Source organism: Marivivens sp. LCG002 (assembly GCF_030264275.1).
In the GTDB taxonomy this organism is placed as follows: Bacteria; Pseudomonadota; Alphaproteobacteria; order Rhodobacterales; family Rhodobacteraceae; genus Marivivens.
The window spans coordinates 479675-501349 of the sequence record NZ_CP127165.1 but is presented as its reverse complement, the minus strand read 5'-3'; the positions used below and the strand labels follow the sequence as shown (position 1 = coordinate 501349).

Genomic DNA, 21675 nt, shown 5'->3' with positions numbered 1-21675 from the left:
TCGATCCTCAGGTCTGGGCGCGCGTTTCGAGATCGGCGAGGAAGGCTTCGATGCGCCGGGCGTTGGCGCCGCGGTCGATCTGGCCCAGCCGCGAGCGCGAGCGCATGTCGATGCGGGTTCCGGTGTCGGTTTCGGTGACACGGATCGCCACCTCGTCCTCGAAGCCGAACAGACGGCTCGTGGCGATGGCCTCGATCTGGCTTTCCACGGGATCGGCCGACAGCACCTCCCAGCCGCGTGCCTCCACGAGGGCGAGGGCCGCCGAAAAGGCGTCGTCAACAGGCATCGAGAGGTCCAGCGGGCGCACATCCGGATAGGCGGCGCGTTGCGGCTCGGCGTTCTGCGCTGGGTAGTCGCTCGGCGTGGCCGTGAACCAGAAGACAGGCGGATCGTCGGTGTCGGTTGAGATGTCGTTGATCGGCGGCGTGGTGCGTGCGGCGATTTCGAAAGCAGCACCAAGCCCCGCGACCGGTAGTGACAGGATCAGCCCCAGCAGGACCGCGCCGGCGCCGCCCTTCCGGTGGCGCAGCCAGACCACAAACCCTGCCAATGCGGCGACGGTTCCGGCGCCCGCCGCCCAGGCGCTCCAGCCGGCAAGGTCATAGGACTGCGGCCAAGGCCAGCCGCCTGCCCTGAAGCCCCAGACCGAGACGGCAAGAAGCCCGAGGGAGGTAAGGCCAAGCAGGATCGCGACTGCGCCAAAGGCACGTGTCAGGGTGTCAGTCATCTGCGATCTCCCGAGGGCTGGCGGGATTCAGCCGCGGTTGGGTTTCTTCGCCGAGCCAGAAGAGCACGGCGCCCGAGACGAACATGGAGGTCGCCACGAACCAAAAGGCGGCTTCGGCCGCACCCGTCAGGCTGGCGGCAAGGCCGAGGCCGAGCGCGCCGATGGCGTAGCCGAGGTCGCGCCAAAAGCGGTAGATGCCGATGGCCGAGCCGCGCCAGGCCGGCGGCGTGATGTCGGCCACGGCCGCGCCGAGGTTCGGGTAAAGGAGCGCCATGCCGAAGCCCGCCACGCCCGCCGAGACCGACCACCACAGCGCGCCGGTGCCCACGACCACCATTGCCACGCCCGCACCGCAGATCCACATTCCCAGCACGTTTGGCCAGAACCGCCCGACCTGGTCCGACAGCCGCCCGGTGAAGAGTTGCGAGCCGCCCCAGACGAAGCCGTAGGTACCGACGATCCAGCCGACCTCGGTCAGGGTCGCGCCCTGCGTCACGAAGAAGACCGGGAACAGCGCCCAGACCAGCGCATCGACGAACTTCTCGACCAGCGCCGCCTGGCTGATCGCGAAGAGGCGGCGATCGCGCCAGCTCATCAGCGCGAAGACCTCGCCCGTCGTGGGATGCTCGGACACGCCCTTAGGGTAGCGCGGCAGCGATTTCGGGGGTGCTGCCTTGTGCGCGGCGGTCTCCGCCTTCGCCCATGGCAGCGTGTCCCTCACCCAGACGACGGTGAGCAGCAGCGCCAGCAGGACCACGGCCATGCCGAAGACGAGCAAGCCGACCCGTGCCCCCAAGGCTTCGGCGGCATAGGCCGTCAGGATGCCTGCGATCGCGACGCCGACATAGCCGGAGAACTCGTTGAGCCCCATGGTGAGCCCGCGTTCCTCGGCCTTGGTGATGTCGAGCTTCGCGGTCTGCGTCATCGACCAGCAGAGGCCCTGGTTGACGCCGAGGAGCACAGTCGCCGCGACAATCCAGTTCCAGTCGGGGGCGTAACAGATCATCACCGGGATCGGCAGTGCTGCGACCCAGCCCCAGAACAGCACCCGCTTGCGTCCGATCCGCTCCGACCAGCGCCCAGCGACGAAGTTCATCACCGCCTTCACGGCACCGAAGGCCACCACGAAGGAGGCGAGCAGCAGGAAGGAGCCGCGCTCGAGCCCGAACTCGCTCTCGGCCAGCGCGGGCACCACCGTGCGCGTCATGCCGATGGCAAAGCCAACCAGCATCACCTGGATCAGCTGATGGGCGACCTGAACCCGGTTCTCGCGGAGGCCGCGCGTGAACTCGCTTGCGGTCATTCGGCAGGCTCCTTTGTGGTGTTCCGGGGATCGAGCGCATGGCCGCTCGCCGGCCCGTGCAGAGGCTGGATCAGCATCCGGTCAAGCCAGAGATCGCGGCGCGTGCGGAATTGCTCGATGCCGATCTCCATCGCCTCATGGCCCCTCGCGGGCTGGGCGATGTAGGTGCCCAGAAGCCGATCCCACCACGGCAGGTTAAAGCCGTAATTGGAGTTGGTCTCGCGCGGGTCACTCGAATGGTGGACGCGGTGCATGTCCGGTGTCACCACGAACACGCGGAGAACACGGTCCACCAGGTGCGGCAGATTGATGTTGGCGTGGTTGAAAAGTGCTGTGGCGTTCAGGATCACCTCGAACAGCAGCACCGCGAGGGCGGGCGGCCCAAGCGCCGCGACCGCCGCCAGCTTGATCCCCATGGAAATGAGGATTTCCACCGGGTGAAAGCGCAATCCGGTCGTGGCGTCGAAATCAAGATCTGCATGGTGCATCCGGTGCAGCCGCCAGAGCCCCGGCACCGCGTGGAACATCACATGCTGAAGGTAGATCGCCAGATCGAGCAGCAGCATCGAGACCACGACCGCGACCCAGAACGGGACGTCGATGTTGTTGAAGAGCCCCCAGCCGCGATCCTCGGCCATCACCGCCAGCCCGACCGCAAGGATCGGGAACGACAGCCGCAAGATGATCGTGTCGACCACGACAAGCGCGAGGTTGTTCGTCCAGCGGATCACGCGCGGGATTTCTCGCCTGCGCCGGGGGGCCGCCACTTCCCACAGCGCGATTGCCGCCAGCACGCCAAGGAAAATCGCAAGGCGAACCGTCGGTTCGGCGGCAAGGATGGTCTCGGACATGGGGCGCTGGCCTTGGGGCTTGTGGGGTGCGAAGGAATCGCTATTATTCAAGTTATCGCTTGAATGATCTAGGGTCAGGAGACACGCCTTGTCAATAAGCCCGAAGCTTGCCCTCTTGGAGGAATACGCACTCGTCGCGCGCGCCTTGTCAGCACCGGCGCGGCTGATGTTGCTGGAACAACTGGCGCAAGGAGAACGCGGGGTGGAGGCCTTGGCCGACAAGACGGGTCTGACCATCGCGAATTGCTCGCAACATCTGCAACAGCTCCGCCGCGCTGCACTCGTCACCAGCCGCCGCGACGGCAAGGCGGTAATCTACCGGCTGACCGATGCTAAGACACTTGCGCTGATGGACCTTCTGCGCATCGTTGCCGAGCGGAACCTCGCGCAGGTCGAACGTATCCTGCGTGGGCTTTCAGGCGGCGAAGATGCCCCCGAGCCGGTGAGCCGGGAAGACCTCGCGGCACGAATTGCCGAGGGTTCGGTGACCGTTCTCGACGTTCGTCCTGCAGATGAATTCGCCGCAGGTCACATTCCGGGCGCGCTCAACACAACACTTGCGGAGATCGAGCGGATCGTCCCGACCCTCGATCCGACCGCAGAAATCGTGGCGTATTGCAGGGGCCCTTATTGCGTCTACGCCCTCCAAGCCGTCGCCGCACTCCGCAAGCTTGGATTGACAGCCCGCCGCCTTGATGGTGGCCTGCCCGAATGGCGCGAAGACGGACGACAGGTGCTCACTGGTGCTTGATATTCTAACGCAGCATTGAAAAATGAGTGGCATAAGGTCTTTGGACCTTTGAGCGGAAACGTTGGAGACGGTCGGAAAAACAGGTGCCACCGAACGTCAGCTATCCGCCCTTTGCGTCAACCAAATGTACGACACAACCTGCGCCGAAATGCCCACCAACCCGCACAACCACGCCGCCTTCTGGTGTCTCTGTTCGCATCGAGAGCAGACGAACCCGCGTCAACTGCGGCGCTGTTCGATTTCGCCAACATACTGAAATCGCGCGATATTTTGAATCCGTCTCGATTTGGGTGAAGGGCGGGTGGAAAGAGACGCAGAACGTTCAGAGACCGATTTCGGCCCTAACACTAGTCTCCGAAAGTCGGATGGCCCCGCTAAACCCCTTTGGCACATAAAGAAAAAGGCCCCGAGAGGGACCTGTTTTCGGGTTTGCACTGTGCAAGTGGCGGAGACGAAGGGATTCGAACCCTCGAGACGGTTACCCGTCTACTCCCTTAGCAGGGGAGCGCCTTCGACCACTCGGCCACGTCTCCGCCGTTGCGTTTATCGGTCGAGCTTGAGGAAAACAAGGCGAAAATTTCGGAAGATGCGAGAATGTTAGCCCCTTAATCGCGGGCCTCAGAAAATCTTGGAAAACCGGTCCGCGGCAAACGGAGCGAGATCGATGGAAGGGGTGCGACCAAGGACAAGATCGGCGACAAGCTCTGACGTGCCGACCGATTGGGTAAGGCCCAAGTGCCCGTGACCAAACGCATAAATCACCAAAGGCGACGAAGGCGACATGGAAATCACGGGTTTGCAGTCAGGGGTCGAGGGGCGAAAACCCATCCACTGCCGTCCGCCCGAAGTGTTAAGATCGGGAAGGAACTTTTTGGCTTTTTGCAGCAGGGCATCGGCGCGTTTCATATTGGCGGGCAGCTCGAGACCTCCAAGCTCGACGGCCCCGCCCACGCGAATGCCAGGCCCCGACCGTCCAACGACGAATCCGTGATCGGCAAAGGTCAGAAAAGTCGTCAGATCAAAGGCACCTTTGGGAAGTGTGGTATTGTAACCGCGTTCCGTTTCGAGCGGGATGTGATCGCCCAAAGTCTTGGCCAAACGATGTGAAAAGGCGCCTGCCGCTAGAACGACGCGATCACACCTATGCTCGGTGCCGCCTGCATGAACCACCGCCCCGTCCTGATCGCTGCGAAGTGCCTCGACAGAAGCGATCTCGATCTTGCCGCCCTGCTGTACAAAGAGTTCGGCAAGGGTCTGGACCCAGATTTTGGGGTCAAAGACGTTGAGCCACGACGGGGTGAAAACCCCGTATTCAAAGCGGGAGGCAAGGCCCGCTTGCCGATCAAGCAACGCATTCCGTCCTTCGAGCCGTTCGTGTTCGACACCGTGACGCGCCGCAAGATCCCAGAAGGCAAGGCTTTCGCGATAGGTTCTCTCGCTGTCATAGACATCGATCTGGCCTTCACGGTGCAGATGGCTTTCAAGGCCGTAGCGCTGGACAAGTGCTTCGAGCGCGCGGCTGGAGTGTGCCATCAGGGCCCCATGTGCGGCAACGGTGGGCTCGAACCTATCACGCCAGCTGGCCCGCCAGAACCGAACAAGCCACGGCGCAAGTTTGAGCGCATAGCGCGGCGGGATCGAAAGAGGGCCAAGCGGGTCAAGGAGCCATTTGGGGGCCTTGAGCACGATCCCCGGCGTTGCAACGGGAATCACCCCCGGAAAAGCGAATGCACCCGCATTGCCTTGGGATGCCCCTGCCGCCACACCTTCGCGGTCGAGGATCGTGACGTCGTGACCCTCGCGGCACAAGGCAAGTGCCGAAGTGATCCCGATAACGCCCGCGCCGATGACAATGACCTTCATCTCGTTCTCCTCTTTTGCGAGGGCAAGATGACTGTTTTACGGGGGCGGTGTCGAGTGCTCTCTTGCATAGCGTAAAGCGAGAACATAAAGTGAACATATGCCTGAAATTCTTTTGCCAAGCATCGGAACTTTGACCCTTTGGCGTCGACACGCCAAACGACTGATCTATGACCGTATTCCGCCAGAAGACGTCGTCTGGAGGCTGGATGATGCACCGGTTGTCGATCTCGATTTGCCCCCTGCCCCTGCAATGTTCCGGCTTCGCGTCAGTGAGAGGTTTCTGGAATTAAGCAGCCGCGCGATCTGGCATTCCTCGCCCCAAAGGTTCGCTTTGCTTTACGATCTTCTTTGGCGGCTGCGGCTGGCGCCGAAATTGGCCTCGGATACCTCCGATCCGACCGTGGCTGCGCTGATAGATATGGAACTGGCGGTCGAGCGGCAAAAGATGATCCTGCGCAAACAGCTTCGGTTCGAGAACTGCGGTGGTGCGCTTGTTGCGCAGGTTGCGCCCAAACATCCCGTTCTCGAAGCCATGGCCCCGAGCCTTGCCCAGCGATACCATTCGTTTGATTGGGTGATCCATGCACCCGAAATCACCCTGCGCCATCGCGACGGCGTTTTGAAACTCGGCGCGGGCGTGGGCGAGATCACGCGGCGCAAACCGATCGCGACACCGATCGATGCCCCGATGCTACCGGGCTTCGAGGATCAGGCCCCGACCTGCGGCGGTTTGAGCAGCTCGACGCCGTTGATCTTCCATCCCTGAGGCAGGCGAACCATCTGATATTCAAGGATATGGAGCGCGCCCGCCTGATCGCGGATCATGACCTTCTGCATGATGACATCGCCGTTCTGGAACTCGCGTTTGTCGAGAAACCGCGTCTCACTGTTGTTCCAGACCATCGGATAACCGAATTCGACCATCTGCCCGAAATTGCTCGGTGACTGGAACATACCTTGGATCATCGGGCTCGCGAAAGAGAACGCTTGATTCACATCACGGGACGTAAAAGCATCAAGCTGTTGTTGGATCACCAAGCTCGGTTCCTCTTGCGCCTGCGCAGCAAACACAGAGGAAAACATCACGAAAAAAGCAGTTATAAAAGCGCGCATAACCGATCCTCCCTGCCGTTCAGGTAGATCGCATCAAGCTCTTGTCAATCCAGAACCGAGGCAAAGGCGCGGCGGAGGTGCGCAACGGCGTCCAGATCAATGATCTTGCCATGCGCGACCACAATCCGATGGGGGCGCCAGTTGATCATCCGCAAAACCGCGTTTCTAAGGAGGCTCTCGTTGCCGCGGAATGTCGCCCGCATGTCAGGGGGCATTTTACCGTTCGGCGCAGCAAGCCCGACGAAACGGACGACCCAGCGCATGAAAAACGGTAATTTGTGGGGTTCGAAATTCTCGATCAGGTCGGTGAGGATGAGCGTCTTGGAGGCCTCATGGAAAAAGACTGCCTCGCGGTGGACCTTGCTTCCTTCGACGATCATTTGCGCAATTTCGCCGCGCCAAGCTGTTTCGGCACCCTGCCCCAGATGCACATCGACCTTGATGTCGAGACCGTGCTTCTTGGCCCGCGCTTCAACCCCCGGAGCGGCATAGATCAAAGCCTCGGGGAACCGCTCTTTCCATTCGTTCACATAGGCGTAGTGGATCCAATTCGGCGCAATGAGCGCAACAACGGGGCCAAGTGCCTCTATTGTCTGGGCAAGCTCTTCGGTGAGACGGATGGGGGAATGCACCCAAACGGACCCGTTTTGGAGCCGCACGATGGTCATTCGGGTCGAAAACGGCAGTTTATAAAAACTGATCGCGGGGCCATCGACGATCCAGATATCCGAACCGATGGGTTTGAGCGTATCAAGAGGCTCGTAGGTAACACACATGGCAGGACCCTAGCCCTGCCATGTTTCAACTTCAAGTGGTTTAGCCGACAAGCTTTCCTGCGAGACCGTCTTCGATCAACTGGATGCTCTCTTCGATGCCGTAGAGCGCGATGAACCCGCCGAAACGCGGACCCTGTTCAGCACCCAAGAGCACTTCGTAAAGGCAAGAGAACCAAGCACGAAGCGGCTCGAACCCGTGGTTTTTGCCGATGGCGAAAACGATGGACTGAAGGAACTCTTCGTCCTGCCAGTCGACGGTCGGCAAAGCCTCGTCCGCATTGCCGGCATCGGCGTTCTTCTTGGCGATGGCTTCAAGAGCGACCTTTTCATCACGCAGCGCCGCGACAAGGTTCTCGAGCGCGCCGCGCTCTTGATCGGTCGGCAGACGGAACTTCTTCGTCGGTTTGACGAAGTCGTTGTAATAGCGCACGGCAAAGCCTGCGGCTTGATCCATGTCGGGATTGCCCTCGGGGGTCGCCTCGGGGGCATAACGCTGGATAAAGCCCCAAAGCTGGTCCTTGTCTTCGGCCGCGGAAACCGACGCAAGGTTGAGGAGCATCGAGAACGGAACCACCATCTTGGACTCGGGCACGTTGCCGTTGTGGATGTGGTAGACGGGGTTCGCGAGCTGTCCTGCGATATCCTGTGTCGGATAGGCCCGAAGCTGCTGGTGATACTCGTCCACCATCTTGGGGATGATATCAAAGTGCAGACGCTTTGCGGTCTTGGGCTTGAGGAACATGAAGTACGACAGGGACTCGGTCGAGGCATAGGTCAGCCATTCGTCGATCGAGATACCGTTGCCCTTGGATTTGGAGATTTTCTCGCCGTTCGCATCAAGGAAAAGCTCATAGGTGAAATGCTCGGGCGCTTTCATCCCGAGGATTTCACAAATACGGTCATAGATCGGCGTATTGGTCGAGTGATCCTTGCCATACATCTCGAAGTCCACGCCAAGAGCCGCCCAGCGCGCGCCGAAGTCGGGCTTCCACTGGAGTTTGACGTTGCCGCCTGTGACTGGGAGCGTCCATTCCTTGCCGTCTTCGTCGTCAAAGGTGATGGTGTAGTCGTCTTTGTTGACCGACTTCATCGGCACATAGAGAACACGGCCCGTTTCGGGATGGATCGGAAGGAAGATCGAATAGGTCGATGCGCGTTCGTCGCGGAGCGATTTCAGCATTACCTTCATGATGTCTTCGTATTTATCGACTGCGCGCTTGAGCACTTCGTCGAACTGGCCGGACTTGTAGAATTCGGTTGCCGAATAGAATTCATACTCGAAACCGAAGGTATCGAGGAAGCGGCGGAGCATGGCGTTGTTGTGATGGCCAAAGCTTTCGAATTCTTCGAACGGATCGGGCACCGAGGTCAGCGGCTTTTGTTCGTTCGCCTTGAGCATCTCTTGGTTCGGAACGTTGCCCGGAACTTTGCGCATCCCGTCAAGGTCATCCGAGAAACAGATCAGACGGGTAGGAATGTCAGAAATCGTCTCGAACGCACGGCGGATCATCGTCGTGCGAAGCACTTCGCCGAAGGTGCCGATATGCGGCAGACCCGAGGGGCCATAGCCCGTTTCGAAAAGGACGTATCCCTTTTCGGGGGGCGCTTTTTCATAACGTTTGAGAACAGCGCGCGCTTCTTCAAAGGGCCAGGCCTTGCTCGTCATCGCTGCGTCACGAAGTTCGGACATTTTGTTCTCTCGCTATGTTGCCGACCGCCCCCATGACGGTCTCAAGCGCACTCCCTATTGCGAGAGGGCTGAGACGTCAATAAATGAAGGGAATAGAAAAGGAGACGACCATGATCGAAGACGCCCCAATGACTGCTCAGGATGCGCTCGTCGCGCTCATGATTGCCGTTTCCGTATCGGATCAGGACATCCGCACCTCGGAACTCATCAAGATCAACAATGCCGTAAACCATTTGCCGATTTTCGCGGAATACGACGAAGAACGTCTCCCCCGCATGTCGGAACTCATCTTTGATCTTTTGGAACAAGAGGACGGACTGGATGCGCTTTTCGGGCTGATCCGCGATGCTCTCCCTGAAAAGCTGTTCGAAACGGCCTATGCACTGTCTTGTGATGTCGCCGCAGCCGATGGCCGGATCGAGGGTCCCGAGGCTCGGATGCTTGAGGAAATCAGGCTCGAGCTTGATATCGACAGGCTACACGCGGCGGCCATCGAGCGGGGCGCACGTGCCCGTCACATGACGCTCTAACGCACCGACCAGCGCCGCAAGAGATCGTGTTGAAGCTGGCGCGCCCTGCCATTCCAGGATGACGCGCCGCTCGGCACCTCGTCTGGCGACCCTTTTGCCGCCGTCCGAGAGGGAAGATCGGCGGCAAAGGTCGCAAAGGCCAGAGGCGTGCCCCCGTCTCTTTCGATATAGCCCGCAAGTGCGGATACGAAATTGAGCGTCCCCGTCTTGGCATTCACCCGCGCAGAGGGGTTCTCGACGGGGCTTCCCTTGGCATCCTTGACGCGCACAGGTTTCAAAAGTGGGCCCATACGGTCATAGACTCCGTTTGAGCCAAGGAACTTCACCATGTCTTCGGCGCTGACCCGTGTCCGGTCGCCAAGACCCGAGTGATCGACAAAGGTCGGACGTATGTCGACGCGCGCACGGATCCAGTCGCGCATCACCTGCCCTGAACCCGCAAGACCCTCGGGACGTGCTCCCGAAACTTTGGTCGACGCTGTCAGACCCATCACCTCGGCGGTGATGTTGGTTGAAAACTTGAGGCAGTCCTGCGCGACCTTGACCAAGGGTTCGGAGCGGTGGACGACAAGTTCGCGTCCCTCGGGACGCTCAGCCACGCGCTGCGGCGCACCGAGCTTGACCCCCATTCCAGCGGCTAGGGCACGAAACGCCTCGCCTGTGTAAAGTTCGGGATAGCGGACAGGGAGCCAGCGGCTCCCCGATGTGCCCAGCGCCCGCTTTGCAACCGACCAGTCATCGCGGTTGTTTGCGTTGGAATAGGTATAGATCGGCAAATCACGCTCGACCACCTGCATGCGGGCGATCTGGACCTCGGGGCGATAAAGCTCGCTTCGGGCATCCATGCTGACTTTGTAGCCGTCCGCCACGGGGGTCCATTCGAAATACACCCGATTGAAATTGAGGTTCAGACCCGAAATAGCAGGGTTATAGCCGAGATAGTCGAGTTGACCCGTGTCTATCTCGTAGACCGACGGCAAAGCGCCGCCCCATACCTTGAACGCGCCATTGACCTCTTTGATGCCCGTGGCGGCAAGCGCCTTGGCCATCTCGGCAAGATCATCCGTCTGAAGCGTCGGGTCCCCGCCTCCGACCAGAGCAAGATCGCCGTTCAACACACCGCCCGTCACCTCTCCCAAGGCGAGAAGTCGGGTTTCAAAGGTGAAATCGGGGCCAAGCACCTCGAGCGCGTAATAGCTGCTGAAAACCTTGGTCACGCTCGCGGGCGGAAGCGGCACATTGGCAAGATGCCCTTCGACAAACGTCCCCGAGACGACATCCGCAAGGGCGATGCCCGTAAGCCCGCCCAAGTCGGCTTGACGGACGGTGTCTTCCAGCGATGGCCGCGCTTGCGGACCGCGCACGACCGAGGGGTCAGGCCGCAGTTGCGGACGTAGCGAGGACAACGGGGCCGCGGCTACGACCGATGCTGCCCCCGACACAAGACCCGAAAGGACAAATCGGCGCGAAAGCGATCCGGTCAGTCTGCTCCCCGTTTTCGCCCTTTGCCGCGTCATCGACCTAGCTCCAGTCTCCACGCGCCCGAATGGCGCTCGATGACATATCGGTCATCGGAATATTGATGAACGCCCAACGCGGGGCCTGTCCATCCGCCAAGCGTCGCGCGTAATAGGGTGAAATGCGGGCATGGGCATAGATGCGCGCAGCCTTGGACAGACGCGCCGCGATGCGCTCTCCCGGCCTTGCGAGAACGCCTACCGGCACGCGCTCCATGATCGAGCGCCAATCCTGCCATTGGTCCAGCTGTGCGAGATTGTCGGCGCCCATCAACCAGACAAATGTCACATTCGGGTAAATACGGGTGAGCTTTGCGAGGGTTTCGGCGGTGTAGCGCGTACCGAGACGGGCCTCGATGTCCGTAATCGTAACGCGCGGATGACGCATGACCTTGCGGGCAAAATCCAGACGGGTCTGCATCGCAGCAGGTCCGCGCGACTTGAGCGGGTTGCCCGGACTGACCAGCCACCAGATACGATCGAGCCCGAAGCGCTTGAGAGCCGCCTTGGTCACATGCACATGCCCCGCATGCGCAGGATCGAAAGATCCGCCCAGCAACCCAATCACCATTCCCGCCTCGGCAGGTGGAAATCCACGCATCATCAGCTCCGCCCTGACTTTGATCGGCACAGAAACCCGCCATGCCGATCAAAGTAAAGGTAAAATCGCTTAACTGTCGAGTTCTGCGGACTTGGCCCAAAGATTGATCTTTTCCTCGTCGGCATATTCGTCGATGAGAGCCAGCTCTTCTTTGGTGAACTCGAGGTTCTTGATCGCGCCGACGCAATCCTCGACTTGCGAAGGTTTGGATGCCCCGATGAGCGCAGTCGTTATCCCGCCCTCGCGAAGCACCCAAGCAATCGCCATCTGCGCCAGGGTCTGACCGCGGCTTTCGGCAATCTCGTTGAGTTTGCGGATGTTCTTGATCGCATTCTCCGAGAGCATGTTCGGGTTGAGGCTCTTGCCTTGGGTCGCGCGGCTCCCTTCGGGCGTGCCGTTGAGATATTTGTTCGTCAGCATTCCCTGTGCCAAAGGCGTAAAGGCGATCGAACCGACACCAAGTTCACGCAGCGTCTCCTTGAGCCCGTCCCGCTCGACCCAACGATTGAGCATATTGTAAGAGGGTTGATGGATCAGGCAGGGCGTGCCGAGATCCTTTAGGATCGCCACAGCCTCGCGGGTGCGCTCGGCGCTATAGGACGAGATACCCGCATAAAGCGCACGGCCCGACCGCACGATATAATCGAGCGCTTGCATCGTCTCTTCGAGAGGGGTGTCGGGGTCGAAGCGGTGGGAATAGAAAATATCGACATACTCGAGCCCCATCCGCTTGAGCGATTGGTCACAGGACGCAACGAGATATTTGCGGCTTCCCCATTCACCATAGGGGCCGTCCCACATCAGATACCCCGCCTTGGACGAAATGATCAGCTCGTCGCGATAGCCCGCGAAATCCTCTTTCAGGATCGAACCAAAGGCATGTTCCGCCGAACCGGGGGGCGGGCCATAGTTGTTGGCAAGATCGAAGTGCGTGATGCCGTTGTCGAAAGCCGTCCGGCAAATGGCGCGTTTGGTTTCGTGCGGCGTGTCATGCCCGAAGTTATGCCAGAGCCCCAGCGAAATAGCAGGAAGCTTTACGCCCGAATTGCCACAACGACGATAAACCATCCGCTCATAGCGGTCACTCGCGGGAACATAAGTCATAATCAATCTCCTCTTTTCGGTCTGCACCACCGATGATAGCGCAAACATCGACCCCAACGCGTGGGGAGTCAAACAGTTCCCCGCGCGTTACCGACCGTCGATCACCGAAACAGGTCATTTTCGCCTGATTTCTCAAGAAAGATAAATTCTAGACGCATTGCCCCCGAAGCCCTCGACCGCTATCTAGGGCCCAATTCAGACAAAGGATCGACCATGGCCAATTACCAGTTCGTCTATTTCATGGACGGCGTGACCAAGACCTACCCCGGCGGGAAGAAGGTCTTCGAGAACATCCGTCTCAACTTCCTCCCCGGTGTAAAGATCGGTGTCGTCGGTGTGAACGGCGCGGGTAAATCCACCCTGCTCAAGATCATGGCAGGCATGGACAAGGATTTCTCGGGCGAAGCCTGGGCCGCCGAAGGCGCACGCGTGGGCTATCTCCCGCAGGAACCGCACCTTGAAGAGAGCCTGAACGTGCGTGAAAACGTCATGCTCGGCGTCGCCGCCAAAAAGGCGATCCTTGATCGCTATAACGAACTGGCTATGAACTATTCGGACGAGACCGCCGACGAGATGGCCCGTCTTCAGGACGAGATCGACAGCCAGAACCTCTGGGACCTCGACAGCCAGATCGACGTCGCAATGGAAGCGCTCCGCTGTCCGCCCGATGATGCCGATGTGACCGTTCTTTCGGGCGGTGAACGTCGCCGCGTTGCGCTCTGCAAGCTGCTTCTCGAAGCACCCGACATGCTGCTCCTCGACGAACCGACCAACCACCTTGATGCGGAAACCATCGCGTGGCTGCAACAGCACCTCATCGACTACAAGGGCACCATCCTTTGCGTCACCCACGACCGTTACTTCCTCGACTCGATCACGGGTTGGATTCTGGAACTCGACCGTGGCCGCGGCATTCCCTACGAAGGCAACTACTCCTCGTGGCTTGACCAGAAAGCCAAGCGTCTCGAGCAGGAAGCCCGCGAAGACAAGGCCAAGCAAAAGACCCTCGAGCGCGAACTTGAATGGATTCGTCAGGGGGCAAAGGCACGTCAGGCCAAGCAAAAGGCCCGTATCAACGCCTATAACGAGCTGGCCGATCAGTCCGAGCGCGAGCGCGTCGGCAAGGCCCAGATCGTTATTCCCAACGGTCCGCGTCTTGGCGGCAAGGTCGTCGAAGTTTCGGGTCTCACCAAAGCCATGGGCGACAAGCTCCTGATTGAAAATCTCGAGTTCTCGATCCCCCCGGGCGGCATCGTGGGTGTGATCGGTCCGAACGGCGCAGGTAAATCGACGCTCTTTCGTATGATCACCGGTCAGGAAACCCCTGATGCCGGCACCATCGAGATCGGCGACACTGTCCAGATGTCCTATGTGGACCAGAGCCGCGACAGCCTCGACGCCAACAAAACCGTTTGGGAAGAGATTTCGGGCGGCGCCGAGCTTATCGCGCTCGGTGACGCGGAAGTGAACTCCCGCGCCTATTGCGGCTCGTTCAACTTCAAGGGCGGCGACCAGCAAAAGAAAGTCGGCCTTCTGTCGGGCGGTGAACGCAACCGCGTCCACATGGCCAAGCTTCTGAAATCGGGCGGCAACCTTCTGCTCCTCGACGAACCGACCAACGACCTCGACGTGGAAACGCTCCGTGCACTCGAAGACGCGCTGACCGATTTTGCTGGCTGCGCGATCGTCATCTCGCACGACCGCTTCTTCCTCGACCGTATCTGCACGCACATTCTCGCCTTTGAAGGCGATGCGCATGTGGAATGGTTCCAAGGCAACTTCGAAGACTATGAAGAAGACAAAAAGCGTCGCCTTGGCCCCGATGCGCTTGAACCCAAGCGCCTCAAGCACAAGAAGTTCACGCGCTGATCAAGCATTGCCCGATCCGTCTCCGAGTCGGATCGGGCAAATGCGCCCCTCTACAGGGCCAATCTAGGTGCGCCGATATCGCACGAGCCCGCAGAAATCTCCTTAAAATCCAATTCAAAGAGAATCGGTTAGAGCCGTTTAGCGTCGATTTCGCCCAAGACTTGCGCTCCCGACCCCCTGAATCCGTTGCAAAACTGCCCCACATTGGCTTAGCGGGCAGATATTTCCTACCGCAAAGGAATAGGCCGCACTTCCAAGTGGATATCCCCTGATCGCGTGAACGCTCCAGCAACCTAGTATCGATAAGGTTCAAAGGTCCTTACCCTTGGGAGTGTGTCGGATGGCCGTCGTTATTATTTTGTTTTCGAGCTTTTTTGCACTTTGCATTTCGGTTGCAGCCGTTGTGCTTGGCGTCGGCGTTGTGCCGGCTTTTTCGCTCTATTTGACTTTGGGAATTGTTGCGCCGCTCTTTTTCGTGTCGCGTCGTAATTCACAGCACAGACGCTCGCTTGCGACGCGCTTTGGTCGCGAAGGCATCGTCTAGAATGAAAAAAGGGGCATCGCTGCCCCTCTTTTTATGTCGTGCTCCATGCGATGATCGCGTTGGCCGGCACAGCGCCTGACTGACGTTTCATCTCGCGCCCGCCTTTGAATTTGACCATCGTCGGAATACCCCTGATCCCGAATTTCGCCCCTGCTTTTTGCTCGGCTTCGGTGTTCACTTTGACCAGCCTCGCCTTGCCTTTGAGCGCGCCTGCGGCTTTCGAAAACTCGGGGGCCATCATGCGGCACGGGCCGCACCAAGGGGCCCAGAAATCCACGACCAGAGGAAGATCGTCCGATCGCGACGCCTTCATCAAAGTATCAAAGGTAATCTCGACAGCCTTTTCCGAGATCAGTTTGGAACCACAGACCGCACACTTCGGCCCTGCGTCCAGTTTGTCTTCGGGGACGCGGTTCACCTGACCGCAATCCAGACAGGTCACTTTCAATCCGCTCATAGCGCCCTCTCAAAATACATTTCAATTCCAATATATATTTAGAAGAGCACGGCGCAAGAGCCGTTACGCGAATTCGAAATCTTCCCCTGCGGAATCGTGGGCGCGCCGAACCCCTTGGGCAATCACGACAAGGCCACGCACATCGGCACCACGATCCTTGCGGAGCGTTGTCGCGCGGATTTCAAACGATCCGAAACCTGCGGCTTCAAGCATCCCCCTCAGATAGACCTCGGAATGCGCGTAGCGGTGGGATTCAAGGAGCGTATATCCCTTTTCGTGCCCCTCTTCGACGGTAAAGGCAAAGATGCCGTTGGGCGCCAAGGCATCCGCAACCCAAGAAATAACGCGCTCCAGCGCCCCGATATAGATGAACACATCCGCCGCAACGATAAGATCAAACCGCTCGTCCGTCAGCTCCAGCGCCAAAAGGTCCTTTTGCTCGAGGCGCTGGTAAATACCTTTGCGCCGCGCCTCGGCGAGCATCCCATTGGAAAGATCATATCCGATGATTTCTGAGAACCGTCCTTCGATCGCTTGCCCCATGAGGCCCGTTCCGCATCCCAAATCAAGCACCTTGCCAAGCTGCTCGGGAAGAACCGAGGCGAGAAGCTCGGGCACACGATATCCCAGCTTTTGCACCAGAGAGGTTTCGAACTTGGCGGCATATTGATCGAAGAGACTTGCCACATGGGCGGCGGGGCTTCGGTCGGTCAGTGATACGGGCCGCAACAGATCAAGCCTGAGCGATGCGCCGAAATGGTCGGCGGGATCGAGCGCGAGCGCCTTTTCGAATGCCTCTTTCGCCAGATCGGACTTTCCCGCTTTGGTTGCGATTTCGCCCAGACGCACCCAGCCTGCAACCCAATCGGGCACGCGGCTCATTGCGTCCTCCAAAATCTCGCATGCGGCACCAAAATCGTTTTCGGCGCACATCAACTCGGCATAGTCCAGCCGTCGATCAACGGAAACGTCACCAGACGAAGTTCTGAGAATACTCATTTGCGAACCAGAAAGAAGGAAGGGCCGAGGGGTGCGATTCAATTTTCGCTTTCTCCTCGGGGTATTTTTCGCCAATGCGCCGCAATCCGCGATCTGTCAAGCACTCTGCGATGCCACTTGAAAAAAACGGGTCACAACGCTATCATATTCACTGCGACTCTACCTTTATCGATACTGTTTCCGTTTCCGGCCCAGTCAAACGATCCTGAGATGACGAGCCGATCCGCTGCATGGTGCGAGCGGGACACTACTTGGAGACACTATCATGGCCACCGGTACCGTTAAGTGGTTCAACACCACCAAAGGCTACGGCTTTATCGCCCCCGAAGGCGGCGCTAAGGACATTTTCGTCCACATTTCTGCAGTTGAGCGTTCGGGCCTTCAGGGTCTGAAAGACAACCAGAAAGTTGAATTCGAGGTTCAGTCCGGCCGCGACGGTCGCGAATCCGCGATCAACCTCGTTCTGATCTAAGTCAGAGCACATCCTATGCAAAAGGCCCGCTTTCGAGCGGGCCTTTTCATTTTCAGCGGCTCGCAGCGCGCTCGGCCAAATCCGCAACCGCAGGCCCGATGGCTTCGACGATAAGAGCGACACCCTCTTTGTTCGGGTGTATCCCGTCGGCCTGGAGAAGTGTTGCGCGCGCTTCGGCCATATCCCGCCCCTCAGTCATTCCCGCGAAAAAGTCGGGGAACAACGGCACGTCGAATTCTTGCGAGAGTGCAGGATACATCCCTTGGAATGCGGCTTGATACTCGGGCCCATAGTTCGACGAGACGGTCAGCCCGACAAGCAGCATCTCGACCCCTGCCGACTGTCCCTTTGCAAGAATGGCCGAAAGGTTGGCTTTGCTGTTTTCGGGGTCAATCCCCCGAAGGAAATCATTGCCGCCGAGCGTCACGATCATCGCATCTACATCGGGGGTCAGCGTCCAATCCGCACGCGACAGCCCCCCTGCGGTCGTATCCCCCGAAACCCCCGCGTTCGAAACAGTCGCATCGACGCCGTTGGCATCGAGCCACGCCTGAAGTTGCGGCACAAAACCGTCCGACTGCGGAAGTCCATACCCTGCGGTCAAACTGTCCCCCAGTGCGGCAATCGTGATCGTTTCGGCCTGAAGCGTGGCGGGAACCAAAAGAAGACCGACGATCAGGTTGCGAAGCGGCGCAATTGCCCCATATGCAAAAGTATTAAGAATTTTCGAGGCAGCCTTCATGACAAACCCGATCCTTTCGCTTTCAAATGCATCCTTGTCCCTCATGGGTAACGCAGGACGCGTAGATATTCTTCATGACATTTCCTTGAACGTGTTAGAAGGCGAAACCCTTGGTCTTATCGGCCCGAGCGGGTCGGGGAAATCATCACTCCTAATGCTCATGGGCGGCCTTGAACAGGCCACAGGCGGCCAGATCACAGCGTTGGGACAAAACCTCACCACGATGAACGAGGACCAGCTTGCTCTCTTCCGTAGGGACAATATGGGGGTGGTGTTCCAATCTTTCCACCTTATCCCGACGATGACCGCGCTCGAGAATGTGGCGACGCCGCTTGAACTTGCGGGGATCGAGAACGCCTTAGAGCGCGCCGAGGCCGAACTCAAGGCTGTCGGGCTTGGCCACCGCGCAGGTCACTATCCAAGCCAGATGTCGGGCGGCGAGCAACAGCGTGTGGCCTTGGCACGCGCCTCTGCGCCGCGCCCGCGCATCCTTCTTGCTGACGAACCGACCGGCAATCTCGACGAAACCAACGGCCGCGCAATCATGGATATGCTGTTCGATCTGCGCGACCGTCATGGCGCGACGCTGATCATGGTCACACATGCCCCCGAGCTTGCCGAGCGCTGTGACCGCGTGGTGCGTCTGCGCGACGGCCGGATCGAAACAGGTGCCGAGGTCGCAGCATGAGCCTTGCCATTGCTGCCCGTTTTGCGCGCCGCGAACTCCGCGGGGGTCTTAGGGGCTTTTACATTTTTCTGGCCTGCCTATCGCTTGGTGTGGCCGCCATCGCAGCCGTCGGCACCGTCCGTTCCTCTATCGGTGCGGGTCTTGCCCGCGAAGGGGCCGCGCTTCTCGGCGGCGATGCGGAGGCGCAATTCACCTATCGCTTTGCCCGCGAGGACGAGCGTGCCTTTCTCGAAAGCATTTCCGAACGCGTCTCGGAGGTCGTCGACTTCCGTTCCATGGCCGTTGTCGGCGAAGGCCAATCGGCCGAGCGAGGCCTAACGCAGGTCCAGGCAGTTGATGACCTTTATCCGCTGATCGGCAGTGTCACGCTTGCACCCGACATGCCTTTGGCCGATGCGCTTGATGGAGACGGCACCCGCCCCGGCGGCGTGATGGAACGTGTGCTAGTGGACCGTCTGGGTCTGAGTGTCGGAGAGACGTTCAAACTCGGCACACAAGAGTTCGTTCTATCCGCCATACTGGAGCGTTACCCCGACAATTCGTCGGCAGGTTTCGGGCTCGGACCGCGCACGATCGTGCGGACAACTGCTCTGGAAAACTCGGGGCTTATTTCGGAAGGCACTCTTTTCGACACCGAATATCGCCTTGATCTTCCTGACGGCGCAGACCTCGACGCCCTTGAAGCGCAGGTTGATACCCAGTTCGAAGGCGAAGGGGTGCGTTGGCGCGATGCGCGGCGCGGCGCGGGCAGCACGGCCCGTTTTGTCGACCGGATCGGATCGTTTCTGATCCTTGTCGGCCTTTCCGGCCTTGCCGTGGGCGGTGTCGGTGTGTCGGCAGCGGTGCGCGCCTATCTCCAAGGCAAGACAGGTGTGATCGCCACGCTCAAGACACTCGGCGCGACGCGGCGGACGGTTTTCCTCACCTATGCGCTCCAGATCGGAGCTTTGACGATCCTCGGCATCGTGATTGGTTTGATCCTCGGCGCCGCTATTCCGCTGATGCTTGCCCCTCTGATTTCGGCGAACTTGCCGATCCCCGCCGAATTCGGCCTTTATCCCGCGCCGCTGATCGAAGCGACGATCTATGGCATTCTGACCGCAGCGATCTTTACCCTTTGGCCGCTGGCCCGCACCGAAGACATCCGCGCGGCGACGCTCTTTCGGGACGCGATGGACAGCGGACGCGCCTTGCCGCGTGTTCCTGCCCTGCTGACAACGGGTGCGCTGATCGCCGTGCTCTTGGCGACTGCGGTTCTCTTTTCGGGCACGGCGCGCCTGACGCTCTGGACTGCCGCAGGGATTGCAGGCGCTTTGGTCGCCTTGATGCTCTCGGCCATTCTTTTGCGCCGCCTCGCCAAATACGCGATGAAGTTCTCGCGCGGGCGCCCTGCCCTACGACTTGCGTTCGGCTCGATCAGTGCCAAGGGAAGCGAGGCGACCTCGATCGTTCTTTCGCTCGGGCTTGGTCTCTCTGTGCTTGCGGCGGTCGGCCAGATCGACGGGAACCTACGACAGGCGTTTGACGACGAGCTACCCGATGTTGCGCCGTCCTATTTCTTTGTCGACATCCAGCCCGATCAGATCGATGGCTTTATGGAGCGCGTCAAAGGCGACCCGCAAGTCAGCAAAGTAGAAAGCGCGCCGATGCTCCGCGCCATGGTGACCCAGATCAACGGTCGCCCCGCAGAAGAGGTCGCAGGCGGCCACTGGGTCGTGCGCGGAGATCGCGGCATCACCTATGCAGACGCCCTCCCCGAGGGAACAATCGTCACACGAGGCGAGTGGTGGCCCGAGGGCTATACAGGCGAGCCGCAGCTTTCATTTTCTGAAGAAGAGGCGTTGGAAATCGGTCTGAACCTCGGCGATACCATCACCGTCAACGTGCTCGGGCGCGAAATCACGGCGACCATCACCAGTTTCCGCAAAGTGGAATTCCAGACAGGCGGCATGGGCTTTGTCATGCTCTTCAACGCCAACGCTCTGGCCGGCGCTCCGCACAGCTGGATTTCAACGGTCTATGCGGAAGAAGAAGCCGAAGCGCAGATCCTTCGGGATCTGGCAAGCGCCTATCCAAATATCACCGCAATCCGCATCCGTGATGCCATCGATCAAGCTATGGTGCTGGTCGAGGGGATCGCATCGGGCGTGCGATACGGTGCTCTTGCCACCCTTGTCACAGGGTTCTTGGTGCTCATCGGTGCAGCCTCGGCGGGTCAACAGGCGCGCACATATGAAAGCGCCGTGCTCAAGACCATCGGCGCAACACGCGCGCGCATTCTCAAGAGCTTTGCCCTTCGGGCTGCGTTGGTCGGTGCTGCTGCGGGACTTGTGGCCTTGGCCGCTGGAACCACGGGGGGATGGGCCGTCACCCATTTCGTGATGGAAAGCGACTATTCCGTCATCTGGTCGAACGCGCTATGGATCATCTTGGGCGGCATTGGTGCCACCCTTCTTGCCAACATCGGTTTTGCCCTCAGAGCCCTGCGTGCAAAACCCGCTCAAGTGCTGCGAGCCCGCGAATGACCCATCCCCGCTTTTTCGGTTACGGAAGCCTCGTCAATCTCTCGACGCATAGCTACCCCGAAGCCCGCAAATCCTCGCTCAAAGGGTGGCGCCGTGTCTGGCGGCACACCCCCCTGCGCGAACAGGCGTTCCTCTCCATCGAACCGCATGAAGCAACGACGCTTCTGGGAGTGACGGCGGATGTGCCGAACGCGGATTGGAACGCTCTTGACGAGCGGGAAGAGGGCTATGCCCGCCACGATGTCACACATCTGGTTGCGGAACCCAGACCCACGGCGGTTTATGTGGTCAAGGACGAGCACTTCAGCACCTATGACCGGAACCACCCGATCTTGCTGAGCTACCTCGACGTGGTCGTCCAAGGCTATCTCCAGCAATTCGGCCCCAAGGGTGCAGAGCATCTCTTTGAAACCACGGAAAACTGGGCGCCCATTTTCGATGATCGGGCGAACCCGCTCTATCCCCGCGCCCAGATGTTGAGCGAAGAAGAGCGCGCGATCGTCGACGATCATCTCAGGCAGCTCTAACAAAAAAGGAGGGCGCGAGGCCCTCC

At 59.6% G+C, this 21675-nt stretch carries 22 protein-coding genes and 1 tRNA gene; 9 read left to right on the top strand and 14 right to left on the bottom strand.

Features of this window, described 5'->3' with window-relative positions:
* Positions 1 to 7 precede the first annotated feature (7 nt).
* Genes QQG91_RS02580 through QQG91_RS02570 form a run of 3 tightly spaced genes read right to left on the bottom strand, consistent with a single transcriptional unit; the run spans position 8 to position 2881 of the window.
* A complete protein-coding gene (locus tag QQG91_RS02580; protein WP_285771423.1) occupies positions 8 to 727 on the bottom strand; it encodes a DUF1499 domain-containing protein in 720 nt (239 codons plus the stop codon).
* The gene (locus QQG91_RS02575; RefSeq protein WP_285771422.1) at positions 720 to 2030 is read right to left on the bottom strand and encodes an MFS transporter; all 1311 of its coding nucleotides are present in this window, start codon (positions 2028 to 2030) and stop codon (positions 720 to 722) included. Before QQG91_RS02575 ends, QQG91_RS02580 begins: the two co-directional genes overlap by 8 nt.
* Positions 2027 to 2881: a sterol desaturase family protein gene (locus QQG91_RS02570; RefSeq protein WP_285771421.1), complete on the bottom strand. Its 855-nt coding sequence runs from the start codon at positions 2879 to 2881 to the stop codon at positions 2027 to 2029. The genes QQG91_RS02575 and QQG91_RS02570 overlap by 4 nt, the downstream gene beginning before the upstream one ends.
* An 88-nt stretch (positions 2882 to 2969) precedes the next feature.
* Here QQG91_RS02570 and QQG91_RS02565 point away from each other — a divergent pair, with 88 nt between their 5' ends.
* Positions 2970 to 3632, top strand: a complete 663-nt coding sequence (locus QQG91_RS02565; protein WP_285771420.1) for an ArsR/SmtB family transcription factor — start codon at positions 2970 to 2972, stop codon at positions 3630 to 3632.
* Between the two features lie 443 nt (positions 3633 to 4075).
* Here QQG91_RS02565 and QQG91_RS02560 read toward each other — a convergent pair.
* Positions 4076 to 4165, bottom strand: a tRNA-Ser gene (locus QQG91_RS02560).
* Positions 4166 to 4250: 85 nt separating this feature from the next.
* Entirely contained in the window at positions 4251 to 5495 is a 1245-nt protein-coding gene (locus QQG91_RS02555; RefSeq protein ID WP_285771419.1) for an NAD(P)/FAD-dependent oxidoreductase, read from the bottom strand.
* 97 nt (positions 5496 to 5592) lie between these two features.
* Here QQG91_RS02555 and QQG91_RS02550 point away from each other — a divergent pair, with 97 nt between their 5' ends.
* The gene (locus tag QQG91_RS02550; protein WP_285771418.1) at positions 5593 to 6261 is read left to right on the top strand and encodes a DUF4130 domain-containing protein; all 669 of its coding nucleotides are present in this window, start codon (positions 5593 to 5595) and stop codon (positions 6259 to 6261) included.
* Here the strand turns inward: QQG91_RS02550 and QQG91_RS02545 are convergent.
* From QQG91_RS02545 to QQG91_RS02535, 3 genes are read right to left on the bottom strand one after another with little or no spacing between them, the layout of a single operon-like run.
* Entirely contained in the window at positions 6204 to 6608 is a 405-nt protein-coding gene (locus tag QQG91_RS02545; protein ID WP_285771417.1) for a DUF4864 domain-containing protein, read from the bottom strand. The genes QQG91_RS02550 and QQG91_RS02545 overlap by 58 nt on opposite strands.
* A 44-nt stretch (positions 6609 to 6652) precedes the next feature.
* Complete coding sequence (locus QQG91_RS02540; protein ID WP_285771416.1) at positions 6653 to 7384, bottom strand: DUF4336 domain-containing protein; 732 nt, start codon at positions 7382 to 7384, stop codon at positions 6653 to 6655.
* Positions 7385 to 7424: 40 nt separating this feature from the next.
* Positions 7425 to 9074 carry a lysine--tRNA ligase gene (locus QQG91_RS02535; protein ID WP_285771415.1) on the bottom strand — a complete coding sequence of 550 codons (1650 nt, stop codon included), beginning with the start codon at positions 9072 to 9074 and terminating at the stop codon, positions 7425 to 7427.
* A gap of 110 nt (positions 9075 to 9184) precedes the next feature.
* Between QQG91_RS02535 and QQG91_RS02530 the strand changes: the two genes are divergently transcribed.
* Complete coding sequence (locus QQG91_RS02530) at positions 9185 to 9604, top strand: tellurite resistance TerB family protein (RefSeq protein ID WP_285771414.1); 420 nt, start codon at positions 9185 to 9187, stop codon at positions 9602 to 9604.
* Here the strand turns inward: QQG91_RS02530 and dacB are convergent.
* From dacB to mgrA, 3 genes are all read right to left on the bottom strand, one after another.
* Positions 9601 to 11121 carry a D-alanyl-D-alanine carboxypeptidase/D-alanyl-D-alanine endopeptidase gene (dacB, locus tag QQG91_RS02525; protein WP_285771413.1) on the bottom strand — a complete coding sequence of 507 codons (1521 nt, stop codon included), beginning with the start codon at positions 11119 to 11121 and terminating at the stop codon, positions 9601 to 9603. The genes QQG91_RS02530 and dacB overlap by 4 nt on opposite strands.
* Positions 11122 to 11125: 4 nt before the next feature.
* A complete protein-coding gene (locus QQG91_RS02520) occupies positions 11126 to 11725 on the bottom strand; it encodes a nicotinate-nucleotide adenylyltransferase (protein WP_285771412.1) in 600 nt (199 codons plus the stop codon).
* A 66-nt stretch (positions 11726 to 11791) separates the two neighbouring features.
* The gene (gene mgrA, locus QQG91_RS02515; RefSeq protein ID WP_285771411.1) at positions 11792 to 12826 is read right to left on the bottom strand and encodes an L-glyceraldehyde 3-phosphate reductase; all 1035 of its coding nucleotides are present in this window, start codon (positions 12824 to 12826) and stop codon (positions 11792 to 11794) included.
* 213 nt (positions 12827 to 13039) lie between these two features.
* Between mgrA and ettA the strand changes: the two genes are divergently transcribed.
* Together ettA and QQG91_RS02505 are read left to right on the top strand one after the other, a co-directional pair.
* Positions 13040 to 14695: an energy-dependent translational throttle protein EttA gene (ettA, locus tag QQG91_RS02510; protein WP_285771410.1), complete on the top strand. Its 1656-nt coding sequence runs from the start codon at positions 13040 to 13042 to the stop codon at positions 14693 to 14695.
* 340 nt (positions 14696 to 15035) lie between these two features.
* Positions 15036 to 15239: a hypothetical protein gene (locus tag QQG91_RS02505; protein ID WP_285771409.1), complete on the top strand. Its 204-nt coding sequence runs from the start codon at positions 15036 to 15038 to the stop codon at positions 15237 to 15239.
* A gap of 31 nt (positions 15240 to 15270) precedes the next feature.
* Here the strand turns inward: QQG91_RS02505 and trxC are convergent, their stop codons facing one another.
* Together trxC and QQG91_RS02495 are read right to left on the bottom strand one after the other, a co-directional pair.
* Positions 15271 to 15696, bottom strand: coding sequence for a thioredoxin TrxC (gene trxC / locus QQG91_RS02500; protein WP_285771408.1), 426 nt, complete (start codon positions 15694 to 15696; stop codon positions 15271 to 15273).
* A gap of 63 nt (positions 15697 to 15759) precedes the next feature.
* Positions 15760 to 16695 carry a class I SAM-dependent methyltransferase gene (locus QQG91_RS02495; RefSeq protein WP_285771407.1) on the bottom strand — a complete coding sequence of 312 codons (936 nt, stop codon included), beginning with the start codon at positions 16693 to 16695 and terminating at the stop codon, positions 15760 to 15762.
* Positions 16696 to 16960: 265 nt separating this feature from the next.
* Here QQG91_RS02495 and QQG91_RS02490 point away from each other — a divergent pair, with 265 nt between their 5' ends.
* The gene (locus QQG91_RS02490; protein ID WP_285771406.1) at positions 16961 to 17167 is read left to right on the top strand and encodes a cold-shock protein; all 207 of its coding nucleotides are present in this window, start codon (positions 16961 to 16963) and stop codon (positions 17165 to 17167) included.
* Between the two features lie 52 nt (positions 17168 to 17219).
* On the opposite strand, the gene QQG91_RS02485 is transcribed toward QQG91_RS02490, so the two are convergent.
* Positions 17220 to 17909 carry an arylesterase gene (locus tag QQG91_RS02485; RefSeq protein ID WP_285771405.1) on the bottom strand — a complete coding sequence of 230 codons (690 nt, stop codon included), beginning with the start codon at positions 17907 to 17909 and terminating at the stop codon, positions 17220 to 17222.
* On the opposite strand from QQG91_RS02485, the gene QQG91_RS02480 reads away from it, so the two are divergent.
* Genes QQG91_RS02480 through QQG91_RS02470 form a run of 3 tightly spaced genes read left to right on the top strand, consistent with a single transcriptional unit; the run spans position 17908 to position 21649 of the window.
* A complete protein-coding gene (locus QQG91_RS02480) occupies positions 17908 to 18597 on the top strand; it encodes an ABC transporter ATP-binding protein (RefSeq protein WP_285771404.1) in 690 nt (229 codons plus the stop codon). The genes QQG91_RS02485 and QQG91_RS02480 overlap by 2 nt on opposite strands.
* Positions 18594 to 21122, top strand: a complete 2529-nt coding sequence (locus tag QQG91_RS02475) for an ABC transporter permease (protein ID WP_285771403.1) — start codon at positions 18594 to 18596, stop codon at positions 21120 to 21122. Before QQG91_RS02480 ends, QQG91_RS02475 begins: the two co-directional genes overlap by 4 nt.
* Positions 21119 to 21649: a gamma-glutamylcyclotransferase gene (locus tag QQG91_RS02470; protein ID WP_285771402.1), complete on the top strand. Its 531-nt coding sequence runs from the start codon at positions 21119 to 21121 to the stop codon at positions 21647 to 21649. Before QQG91_RS02475 ends, QQG91_RS02470 begins: the two co-directional genes overlap by 4 nt.
* The last annotated feature ends 26 nt before the right edge of the window (positions 21650 to 21675 follow it).